This is a genomic window from Psychrobacter sp. PSP (assembly GCF_024085615.1).
Classification (GTDB): Bacteria; Pseudomonadota; Gammaproteobacteria; order Pseudomonadales; family Moraxellaceae; genus Psychrobacter; species Psychrobacter pacificensis.
Genome location: NZ_JABLTF010000015.1, coordinates 102693 through 115588 on the forward strand (window position 1 = coordinate 102693; position 12896 = coordinate 115588).

General features: G+C 44.3%; 5 protein-coding genes and 1 CRISPR repeat array (1 of these 6 only partly in view). All 5 genes read left to right on the forward strand.

Going from position 1 to position 12896, the window contains the following annotated elements; all coding sequences use genetic code 11:
* A CRISPR array of direct repeats spans positions 1–4259; the repeat unit is 32 nt; unit sequence TTCGCACCCATCACGGGTGCGTGGATTGAAAC (it extends 6911 nt beyond the left edge of the window).
* A gap of 162 nt (positions 4260–4421) precedes the next feature.
* The 5 genes from HL061_RS04365 (at position 4422) to HL061_RS04385 (ending at position 12865) form a co-directional block, all read left to right on the forward strand.
* Entirely contained in the window at positions 4422–5732 is a 1311-nt protein-coding gene (locus HL061_RS04365; protein ID WP_071002010.1) for a Y-family DNA polymerase, read from the forward strand.
* A 16-nt stretch (positions 5733–5748) separates the two neighbouring features.
* Complete coding sequence (gene umuD, locus HL061_RS04370) at positions 5749–6174, forward strand: translesion error-prone DNA polymerase V autoproteolytic subunit (protein ID WP_025645154.1); 426 nt, start codon at positions 5749–5751, stop codon at positions 6172–6174.
* Between the two features lie 373 nt (positions 6175–6547).
* Positions 6548–7063: a hypothetical protein gene (locus tag HL061_RS04375; RefSeq protein WP_071002011.1), complete on the forward strand. Its 516-nt coding sequence runs from the start codon at positions 6548–6550 to the stop codon at positions 7061–7063.
* The gene (locus HL061_RS04380) at positions 7060–9540 is read left to right on the forward strand and encodes a hypothetical protein (RefSeq protein ID WP_071002012.1); all 2481 of its coding nucleotides are present in this window, start codon (positions 7060–7062) and stop codon (positions 9538–9540) included. The genes HL061_RS04375 and HL061_RS04380 overlap by 4 nt, the downstream gene beginning before the upstream one ends.
* Entirely contained in the window at positions 9527–12865 is a 3339-nt protein-coding gene (locus HL061_RS04385) for a tyrosine-type recombinase/integrase (protein WP_252962552.1), read from the forward strand. The genes HL061_RS04380 and HL061_RS04385 overlap by 14 nt, the downstream gene beginning before the upstream one ends.
* Positions 12866–12896 lie beyond the last annotated feature (31 nt).

A 12896-nucleotide genomic window follows, 5' to 3' on the forward strand; every position in this document is an offset into this window, starting at 1 on the left:
CGGGTGCGTGGATTGAAACCACGACCCTTTAGCATCTGTATCACTAGATATTTCGCACCCATCACGGGTGCGTGGATTGAAACTTTTGACCGCATCGTGACGACTGCCGACCAACTTCGCACCCATCACGGGTGCGTGGATTGAAACCTGCTCGTTAGCAGGTTCAGGCTCGTCATCTTCTTTCGCACCCATCACGGGTGCGTGGATTGAAACAAATCGTACCGATGGCAAAAGCGCCTAATCAGCTTTCGCACCCATCACGGGTGCGTGGATTGAAACAGTACGAGTCGCCGCAAAGCAGCGTGGCGCCTATTCGCACCCATCACGGGTGCGTGGATTGAAACGCTATTGGCAGGTCTATTTAGTGCGCCATTGGTGGTTCGCACCCATCACGGGTGCGTGGATTGAAACCTACTACATTGAAGTTCAATTGCCAGCTCAAGGTTCGCACCCATCACGGGTGCGTGGATTGAAACGGTTGTCTGATTGATAGACAGTGATACCACTACGTTCGCACCCATCACGGGTGCGTGGATTGAAACTATTGGTGACGACGGCGCAGGTAATCCAGTGTTTATTCGCACCCATCACGGGTGCGTGGATTGAAACACTCAATCCGCGAAGACAGTTTTAGCGAGTATTTCGCACCCATCACGGGTGCGTGGATTGAAACGAGTCCGACCACTGAATACACTTAATCAAGCATTCGCACCCATCACGGGTGCGTGGATTGAAACACGTTAGCGTTAAGGTCTATCGTTTGATTACTTTTCGCACCCATCACGGGTGCGTGGATTGAAACAATCATGCGCTCAGCCTCTTTTAGCATCAACCTTCGCACCCATCACGGGTGCGTGGATTGAAACTCGTAAATCGTTGAGCGTGGCAAAGCTACCTTTTCGCACCCATCACGGGTGCGTGGATTGAAACAGCACGTTTCTTGCGAGCATCAGCTAAAGATAATTCGCACCCATCACGGGTGCGTGGATTGAAACCGCTAACATGTCCTTACGTCTGGAATCTGTATTTCGCACCCATCACGGGTGCGTGGATTGAAACCAGACGGTTGAAAAATCAAACATTACTTTGTCTTCGCACCCATCACGGGTGCGTGGATTGAAACAATGCGCCTTCAATGTCAAAGCCCATCATATAAGTTCGCACCCATCACGGGTGCGTGGATTGAAACAAATAGCAGCTTCGCCGTCCCTGTTTCGCCGTTTCGCACCCATCACGGGTGCGTGGATTGAAACTGAGACAGCGTGCTCTTCGCCCGTAGCTGTGCCATTCGCACCCATCACGGGTGCGTGGATTGAAACATTGAACAAGAAAATTGGAATGATTTTGTAGCTTCGCACCCATCACGGGTGCGTGGATTGAAACTTCAAAATACTCAGTATGGGTAAACGGAACTTTTTCGCACCCATCACGGGTGCGTGGATTGAAACTTGTCCGGCTCACCAAGTCGAGTCTTTTTAATTTCGCACCCATCACGGGTGCGTGGATTGAAACAATGCTCTCCGACTCTGTTTCGAGATACCTATTTCGCACCCATCACGGGTGCGTGGATTGAAACAGTGATTGACGGCATGATAATGTCACGCATACCTTCGCACCCATCACGGGTGCGTGGATTGAAACACGGTCGGGGTTTGGCCAAGCGCAAAGAAACCATTCGCACCCATCACGGGTGCGTGGATTGAAACGTAGTATCTTATCCACCGATCTTGACCGTTTAATTCGCACCCATCACGGGTGCGTGGATTGAAACTTTTGCTTGCTCAATCAATGTTTCGTCGTACTCATTCGCACCCATCACGGGTGCGTGGATTGAAACCTCTGGTTCTTTGGCCTGACATAGCTCCTCATGAGTTCGCACCCATCACGGGTGCGTGGATTGAAACGCAGGCACAAAAAAACCGCCCATTAAGGACGGTTTCGCACCCATCACGGGTGCGTGGATTGAAACAAGCAATTAGTAAATTTAACAGTACCGGGCGGCGACTTCGCACCCATCACGGGTGCGTGGATTGAAACAAGCTCTAGCGTCGCAATCTTTGAGGTTGCATCTTCGCACCCATCACGGGTGCGTGGATTGAAACCAGCGCTGCTTGATGCTCTTGCTTGTTGCTATTTCGCACCCATCACGGGTGCGTGGATTGAAACTTTATCGCTCATGAGTCCGCCTAGACCGCCGATGTTCGCACCCATCACGGGTGCGTGGATTGAAACCTGTATCCCAGTTAATAGGGCCAAACGTCTGCGTTCGCACCCATCACGGGTGCGTGGATTGAAACTTGCCAGCAACCGGCTTGTTTTGGCATGGCTTTTCGCACCCATCACGGGTGCGTGGATTGAAACCATCTGATTGATTTTTGGTCAATCAGATGGATTTTCGCACCCATCACGGGTGCGTGGATTGAAACTTTGCCTTGTGAGGTTGAGCTTGAGCTTGGTACGATTCGCACCCATCACGGGTGCGTGGATTGAAACATGGCCTACACTCCTTCTTTGTCCGTGACCATTTTCGCACCCATCACGGGTGCGTGGATTGAAACCAAACACCAAAACCGCCTTTAAATGATTGACTGTTTCGCACCCATCACGGGTGCGTGGATTGAAACTTCTTCTGTCTTGATATGCTTAGGCTTGCCTGTTCGCACCCATCACGGGTGCGTGGATTGAAACACCAGCCGCTACCAAAGCAGGCGCTACAGACTTACTTTCGCACCCATCACGGGTGCGTGGATTGAAACTCATCAGTTGTTGCAACTAAGGTATCAATACTACTTCGCACCCATCACGGGTGCGTGGATTGAAACAGGGGTGATATGACTTACTGCCATAGCGCCGTAGCTTCGCACCCATCACGGGTGCGTGGATTGAAACCTGATGGTAGTGTTGATTTGATACTGACAGACCTTCGCACCCATCACGGGTGCGTGGATTGAAACAAAACCAAAACTCACAGCAACACTACCACCTTCATTCGCACCCATCACGGGTGCGTGGATTGAAACCTCCAGTTTCTAAGTTTAATTTGGCGTTGGTCTTCGCACCCATCACGGGTGCGTGGATTGAAACTGCTAGTACGCCTGAGCTACCAACTACTGAGGGTTCGCACCCATCACGGGTGCGTGGATTGAAACGTCCATAAGGTCCTGCCAATCTTTGGGCGAAGGCTTCGCTTCGCACCCATCACGGGTGCGTGGATTGAAACATTAGAACGCCGTTTTAACCCATTTAAAGACTTTATTCGCACCCATCACGGGTGCGTGGATTGAAACACGAAAGTTTTAGACAATCAGCACTGATAGACTTCGCACCCATCACGGGTGCGTGGATTGAAACGCAGGTGGTAAAACTTACGAAGTACCAGTTAAGTTCGCACCCATCACGGGTGCGTGGATTGAAACGATGAGCCGCGCCGCTACTGGTTAATGATTATGTTCGCACCCATCACGGGTGCGTGGATTGAAACGCTGGCAAGTTGTAGGCCGTAATAGCGCTCGTCCAATTCGCACCCATCACGGGTGCGTGGATTGAAACCAGAAGTAGAAATGCCCGACTACTGGAAAGGTTTCGCACCCATCACGGGTGCGTGGATTGAAACACTAATCCGCATTTTGTGAAAGGTAAGCGGATGTTCGCACCCATCACGGGTGCGTGGATTGAAACTCAGTATAGCGATAGTCTGGACTACCAAAACTTTCGCACCCATCACGGGTGCGTGGATTGAAACACTAATCCGCATTTTGTGAAAGGTAAGCGGATGTTCGCACCCATCACGGGTGCGTGGATTGAAACCCTGCATTGCTGCGTGTTGCACGGTTGTACGTATTCGCACCCATCACGGGTGCGTGGATTGAAACACCATTAGATGGTGAATCTAATTCACTACCTATTCGCACCCATCACGGGTGCGTGGATTGAAACACAGCCATGCAGTCGCTATCGCAGGAAACATCTTCGCACCCATCACGGGTGCGTGGATTGAAACATCATAATGACGAACGGTAATGAATCTAAGAATTTCGCACCCATCACGGGTGCGTGGATTGAAACGCCATATTCGCCGCGACCCGTACTGGTGAGCTGTTCGCACCCATTACGGGTGCGTGGATTGAAACTAACGCCAAGCCTTTATTAATCATCTTTGCGTTTCGCACCCATCACGGGTGCGTGGATTGAAACCTGGTTGCCGCGATGCGGTAGGATGTGATCGACGTCGCACCCATCACGGGTGCGTGGATTGAAACTACTATGTCTCCTTAAACCCTCACGACAACCATCGTCGTCTACCCTTTATTCGCTCTTGAATTTTCAAGCACGCTGTCTCTACAATCAAAGGCATCTCTAATCACGTAAATACTCGTGATTGGATATGCCTTTCTTTATGCCATCCATCTACTGAGACAGCCATGTATGCGCTTGTTGATTGCAATAGCTTCTATGCCAACTGTGAGAAGCTCTTTCGCCCTGATCTAAGAGGTAAGGCAGTGGTCGTACTGTCTAACAATGATGGCTGCGTGGTCGCTCGCTCCAGTGAGGCAAAACAGCTCGGTATCAAGATGGGTGTGCCGTACTTTCAGGTTAAAGAGTTCTGCGAGAAGAACGACGTTACCGTCTTTAGTTCAAACTACACTTTATATGCTGATATGTCTCACAGAGTCATGAGCACCCTCGAGAAACTGTGTCCTACCGTTGAAGTCTATTCTATAGATGAAGCCTTTTTATACTTAGCCGATTATCCTACTGCGATGACTGATCTTGATAGCTATGGGCGTAAGCTCAAAAGCATCGTTGAGCAGTACACCGGCATTCCAGTATGTGTGGGTATGGGCAGTACTAAGACCATGGCAAAGCTTGCCAATTATGCTGCTAAAAAGCACCCCGCTACTAAAGGCGTCTGCGTGCTAGATAATCTTCGATGGATCAGACGTATCATGCAGATCACCGATGTCGGTGAGGTATGGGGCGTGGGTCGTCGTTACAAGGTCAGACTCAATAAGATGGGTATTCATACGGTCTATCAGCTCGCCGTCTGTGAGCCTGCGAAAATAAGGCAGCACTTCGGGGTGGTACTCGAGCGCACCTGCTTAGAGCTTAATGGTCAAAGCTGTCTTGGTATTGAGGCGGTAGAGGCTAAGAAGCAGATCATCTCTTCTCGTTCTTTCTCCTCTCGTATTACTTGCCCTGATGAGCTGAGCCAAGCGGTCTGTAGTCATGCGGCAAAAGCGGCAAGCAAGCTGCGCAAACAAGACAGTGTTTGTCATTACTTAAGCGTCTTTGCTAAGAATAGCTCGTTTAGTCAAACAGAGAGTTATACCTCTATATCCGGACAATGTCAGTTTATAACCCCAACCGCTGATACTAGAGTGATGGTAGCCGCTGCTCGGCAAATACTGACGCAAATATTTAAAAAAGATGTTCGCTACGCTAAAGCAGGCGTTATGCTCTTTGATATCTGCCCGCATGATGAGGTTCAGCCTGACTTGTTTGCAGACGATAGTAGCGACAATCAAACCAACCAACAAAGTACCTCAAAGAGCGCAGAGGTTATTGCCGTTATGGATCAGCTTAATAAAAGATATGGTCAAAACAGTAATCAGCAGTCTGCTGTGTTTATCGCAAGCGAAGGCATCAAAGACAAGCAGTCATGGCAAATGAGCCGGGATATGCTATCGCCTTGCTATACCACGAATATTAACCAAATACCCAAAGTAGATTAAACCAGAGGTGGACTCAATGACGGTTAAGATAATAGGAAGGCTCACCGATGAAGGTGAGACGGTATTGCTCTCGCTTTATAGCGATAGAGTCAAAGCAGGCTTTCCAAGCCCAGCGACGGACTATGTGCAAAACCGCATTGATCTAAACACACTGCTTATTCACAGTCCAACGACAACCTACTTGGTAGAAGTCGAAGGCGATAGCATGATCGATATGGGTATCTACCCCAATGATATCTTGATTGTAGATCGCTCATTAAGCGCTAGGAATAAAGATATCGTGATTGCACTAGTCGATGACGGCTTTACCGCCAAGCAGCTGATACTCGGTGAGCATATTATCTTACGAGCTCACAATGAGAACTATGCAGATATCGTGGTGAAAGGCTCGCTTGAGCTGTTTGGGGTGGTGGTGAGTAGTGTTAGGCGGTTTAAGAGGTGAGAAATAATAAAAAATTCTTTTTATGTCCTAAGATCAGATATCAATCTGCATCCATGTCATATAAGCTCTTGATCCTAATATTTAAGCAGCACACTGGTAAATCTCTATCTAAGATCCGTAAGCCGTTGTCCTAGAATTCCACTCTGTCTACCCTATCCACGTGCTTGCTAACTCTAGCTCATTTCTAAAGCGCTTCAGAGCAAATTATCATTGCTCTTCTATAAGTAACTCTAAAAGTAAAATGATGCGTCACGTATTGTCGTCTAGTTGACGAGGTGGGATCTAATTGATAGCAAGTAATAGTAAGATAAGAGTAGAGGTCAATAAATGAAGCATATCGACCACATTAGATCATTATCTTAGTGGAGTGTTTATGAATCCATCAAAATCATTAACAGTTGCCAAGCTGCAGACAACTCCTGTGCTCATATTTGAAGGCGTTCTTGAACTATATAATCTTTATACCTGTCATATCAGACCCTTCATTAGTGAAGCCTTTAAACTTAAGCATAGCGCTGCTTGGACTAAAACCACATTATTTATCAAAGAAGACAAAAGATGGTTTTTAGTCAATAATTTTGAGCTTTTTCACTTGATCAAAAGTCCTGATGTTGATTTTAATGTACTCGGACAAAAAGTGTCTGTGAGATATATCCCAAAAGATCAGTTTAATTTCGACATCAGTTTTTACGAGCTTATTGATCTCATCGCAAAATACAATAAAGAAATAGATATCAAGCTCATTTACACGCAGCTAAACGAGATCTTGGATCAAGAGATAAACCAAAAATTATTTGGCAAAAATATTTTTGCTATTACTACATTTTGTCGGCTTATAAATATAAGTGAGCAAACCTATTACAAGCGACCTTCTGAGGGTGTTTTATGACTGAGAATGCTCATGAAGAGCTAGAATGGCTTGATACGCCAGCATTAACAGAAATCATTAAAAAAATTGATAATGACCAGAATTTTATATATCCAGAAGCAGTATCGACTGCCATATCTGAGATCACTTTAGCAGTACACAATAGCTATAGCCAGCCAGATGATAATCCCCAAAATCTACTAAGATTAATATTACAGGTATTACAAAGAAGGCCAGTTCCTCGGCTTTCTATGACTATTAGTAGATCAGAATTAGCAAAAAAACCACTCATCATGCAATTGCTTATTCTCATGCAACATTCTATCAATGAACATCAGCATGACTACCTACAGAAACGGTTAATTTGGCTAGCCATAGCAATGCACACCAGTGTGATACTGATGCAGCATAGTACAAAACAACACACCAAAAATATACTGATGCAATTTAAACAGGCGCAGTTTTCAAGATCTTCTAGACGAACATGGATTTGGCGTGAACTACCTGATTTACCTCAAATGACCATGAGTTTGGAAAGCATACTCACCATTTTCACTGATCTATTAGAGCAGCAAAAAAGTGCATATGAATTGTTAAATGATAAGCAAGCTACTCATGCCGAAGAAAAGAAAGTGGCAAAAGATAAACTGAGCCAAATAGAGAAAATAACGACTGCCTATCAACACGCGCACGTGCCACAGAAGCCAAAACCTAAGCGTAAAAAGCTACCTAAGAACATTAAAGTTAAAGCTATCAACCTAGCAGATAACACATCAAAATATCCTGTAGACACCACTGCAACTAGGCATAACTGGAATACTACGTCCAGCAATGATGCATGGGGTAGCACACGTGACGATATAGAACACAGTGCTATCGCCATAGATCTTGCATTTTTAGACCCTAATACAGAAACCTATGAAGATCTAACTACTAGCTTTGAAGAGCGTATTGATCACCATGAGGCACCCTATGTCAGCTATGGCGAATATCCAAACCCGTTAATCAAATACTCTATACCGCTCCAAACTATAGATTTATCGCTACAGCAAAACTATATGTCTCAGCGCAATCTCGCGCTTAACTCTAACACGCGCTTACTCTCCCTTGCCGGCTACCAAGCGTTATTTGCTGCGCTCAACCAAGATGCAAGCACCTTACCAGAAACAGAGACTGATAAAACCTGTGCTGGTATTTTATTGTTATCTATGATTACTGGGTTGCCAGTTAAATCCTTACTAATACCCGGCTATATCGGTCATCCTAATATTTTCAAAATCAAAGGTAAAAAATACTACATTGAACACAGTTTAGGTATTACTAAAAGATCGACAAGCCAAACATTGCCCGAAAAGGATTATGAAAATACTTCTGATACCATCAAAGTTCCACTACCATCATGGCTTATAGATGATTTACTTGCTTGCGAGTTGCCGTCAAAAGAAGATTTTACGGCTTATCTTGCCGCCTTGCGTAGCAGCCTTGGATTGCCGTACCTGTCCGTCAATCGTATAGAGACCGCACTACATGTCGTGCTCTCTCGTTATACACCTAATTGCCATGCGCATATCGCCGATATCATCTGTCGCACGCCTGCGTCCCATGCTCCTGCGATGTACTATAGTAGCCACACTAGCGAAGCACTTATGGCTCACTATAAATCAGCACTGAACATATTTAATAGCAATAGTAATTTTGACCTGACTTATATCTCCGCCTGGCATAAATATACGGTGGGGTCAGGGTTTGCGTTGAAGATTGAAACAGTTTGCGACATCATAAATGAGATGAAGTACTGGACCGATCAAAGTTCAAACGATGAGGAGCACTTTAACAGAACCAGTATTTTTGTATGGTTTGTCTTTTGCCTTTTAACCGGCGTGCGACCAAACAACGGTCTTGGCAGAATGTACGATATTGATCTTGATATGGGTTGGCTGCTCATCAATGACAAGCCTGTTAAGAAGGTCAAAAGTGATCGTCTCATTCCGCTATGCCCGACACTGATACGCCATCTAACAGACTATAGAGCGTATTTGATTAATTATCAGGCAAAGCATCAAGGTTATCATGACATCAGCGCTATCATTGACAATATCCGTTTGGGTAATGATGAAACACTATTAAAGCTGTTGTATGAACGAGCTCCTAGTGCTAACTCCCCTACTCTTAAAGACATTAAGCGTGGCGATGCTTATCATATGACCAAACACATCATTGACGCCAACCCCTATTGGACACGCCACTTTGTTCGTACGCAGCTTGAAAATCTTGGCGTTTCCTTATCGCTGATTAACACAGTTATTGGTCATGAAAAAGCTCGTCAAGAAGTATTGGGACGTTTCTCATCAAGTAGTAAAGCAGATATTAAGCGTGTAGCGTCCGTGTTTGAACAGATCGCAGCACAGCTTGGGTTATCAGATATCACAATCAATCATTATCCTAATTCAAATCATGTCGGCACAAGCACTGCAGAGGTTGATCATGCTAATAAATGAAATAAAGCTGCCAAAAATTATTGATGACTTAGCAAAGTTTGATGGTAGAAAAAAGCGCTACGTGCCTTACCCATCTATACTCAAAGACAGTGACACGGCAAGGACACGTGAGATAAAGCTACTCGCCGACTTACAAACCGAATGGGAGTCGTTGAAAAGGGTTCATCCTGGAAGTATCGGATTCATACAGTCTTTTAATAAATACTACCAACAAGCGCTTTGGCCCAATGAGCGCATCTTTTCATTTTCGCCAAGCTCTAGCGATTATTTTGATTTGTCATGGCTATCTTGGAGTCAATCTTTAAGCCAGTTTCAGATAGAGCTTTACAGGCAATTGGAGCCATTGTCCCAAGAGGGATTTGATGAGTTTCAGTCAATCATTGAAAATAAAATAGCAAAAGCTTACGAGTCATCTAGAACACTCAAACATGTTTGGCAAATCATCGTCAAGTTCATTGACTATCAAAATAAGCACTATATGCTTGCTGAGCATCACTATCCTAAGATAATCGCGCCACAGCCTACTAAAATCAATCCACTAATTACAAATACAGCTTGGTTAAAAGACGGTAAGGCGCTGGTCAAAATTATTCGCGCAGTAGAGCATCATTGGGAGCAGAACACCAATTACAGCCAAGAGCAGATTATAGGCTGGCTGATATTCTCAGGAATTGTGTATGGCGGCATCAACGAGGTACAAATGCTTCAAGGGTGGCTTATCTCATTGCTCACCAAAGAATATCAGCCATTCATCAAAGAAAGGATAATGGTCTCGCCGCGTTTTGTACAAAAGCACTTTGGTAACGAGCGCGAAGAAGGTAGTGACAAGCTTTATAACACCAAGCAAATCATTGTAGATGTGGTCAGTCAGTGTTGGCTGATGCGTTATCATAAAAACAGCAGTCAAGCAGAAACCACACATATCATTGCCAAGCTGTCAGAAGATAAGATAAAGCGATACTTGACCGTGGCTTTGTCTGACGTGATCAAGCCTTTAGGTATTAAACCACTTCCCTTTTCAAGGTTTTTATATTACGCCAGTTATTACTGGGAGGATTTCGATGACGCTAGTATCGACCATGCTTCAGTTGGGGTGCTGCGAGGTATGCATAATACTGCAGGATTAAGTACGCAAGACTTTGGTCGGTTCTTGAACCAAAAATATCAGTATAAAGAGGAGCCGTATAATCTAGAACATATTTTGACGCTGTCTATCAGCAAAAGCTCTGTTAATCAAAACGAGACATCTAGTAGTAGTTCTACCAAAAAGATAGAGGTTAGAAAGTCTGATTTAATTATGAATCTGACTAAAGACTTCAAAACGGATGAAAAACAGAAAAAGAAAAAAACCAGCAAAAAGCCGCCTACTCTTATTGAAAGAGTACAAAAACGTTATAAGCAATACGATGACTTAAGTGAAAAAATTTTATTAGATTGGGTGTTGAATTTACTCAATCGAAAAGAATCAAAATCGCTTAGCAATGAGTCTATTTTGAAATATATTAGAACCATAGGCTATGAATGGTTATATTTCACAACGGCTCAGCCGCTTGATATTTGGTCAGAGGAAGAGTTTGAAGAGCTCTATGAAGACATCTTAGAATACAAAGCTGTCGTACGAAACAATACTGACATTGGATACTCTGCCAATTTATTAAAGAGTATGCACAACTTTGCTAAGAGCAAATACAACCTACCCTCCGTGAACTTCCAGCAGTCCAAAAATGGTCGGCGTGTACGTGCGGAGCTGATATCACCGCAAGCGTACCAAGCCATTATTACGCAGATACTGGGTTCTGTAGATATATTGGAGCGGGAGATGTTCGCGCTTTTATTTATCTTAGTCTATCGTACTGGGATGCGCAAAAAAGAGCTGTTGGGTCTTAAGTATAATGACATCGAAGGCTTAAAAACAGCTGTACCATCAGTGGTGATAAGGCCCAATAGCTACCGTCCAACTAAGACTCAAAGTAGTATTCGCCGCGTTCCCTTATTTGCTCTCCTCAAACCTAATGAGCTGAATTTTTTTATTAATTTTGTGCAGAGTAATATTGGCGACAGTTCAAACAAATTTATCTTTACCTTATCATCGGATCAGCGCCCTATTGATGACCATGTTCCGTTGCAGTTACTCAAACGAGTCTTAAAAGACATATCGGTAGATGATAATGTAGCAGAGCATACTTTTCATGGGTTTAGGCATACGGCAGTGAGCAACCTATCTTTAGCGCTAGTAGGCCATTCAGATCTCGTAGAAGCACTCACCGATTATGACGAAAGCGACGTATTGCGTATAAAAGAAGGCCTACTCGGGGAGCATATCAATGCACAAGATCGCTGGTACGCTCTATCAGGTATTATGGGGCACTTATCGCCTGAGCGGAGCTTTGAGTATTACAACCATTTTGCCACGCTGATGGCGACCTATGCGCTTAGTAAAGCAGATATAACATTGCCAGAACGTACGCTGTATAACGTAACAGGTTTTACGAACAAAAAGCTTAAGGAGAATAATGCAACTGTTAGTAATAGTAGCGTCAGTATACCTAGTATTCGTACACTTTTATTTAAAAATATTATAGAAGGCAAACGCAAGTCACCGAAGTTTACGGTCGAAAACTGTGATAAGAAACTCCTCTTGAGTACCAATACGCCAGTCACTAATGAGCTGTTTGGTCGTTATGGTCTAAACCGAGTACAACTGCTACTACAGACCTATGATAAAGAGATGCCTTTAAGTAAAGCAGCCCAGTTAGCAAATATCTCTATTCACGATGCAAAGGTTCTAATAGAACGTGCGAGCGAGGTTGCCGCTATCACTACCAAACGCGGCAAACCTCGCTTTGTTAAGCTATCAGATTCAAAGAATTCCGTACTGAGTCCACTGAACATTCAATACCAAAGTGATTTAAGGTTGCTATCGTTTTTGTTAAGTAATGCCTATCGTCTACGAGAAAAATCAGAGACTGATTGGACTTGGTTTATTGAGATATGTCGTGAAAAACTCTCTAGTAGCCGAGCATACCTACCATTTGGAAAAAGAGATGAGAAAGAGTTGCAGCGTTTCATTGACATTGGTAAGAAACTGCTGCCTTTGAAACATTGGCTGATGAGCAGCAACGAAGATTTGTTGATGGAAACTATGTCATCTACTGACTATCAAGACATTAAGCAGCAATCTAATGAGTCGAAAAATGCTCTCCATATCGGTATTGCTAGTCAAGACCATAGAGAGCAGATGAACAAATGGCAATACTCACCGCTACTACGGTTTTTTATTCATATGATGCTCATTACAGATGAAAAGCTATCTATTTTGAGTTAAGTTTCTTACATTAAAATCTTTTAAAATGAGC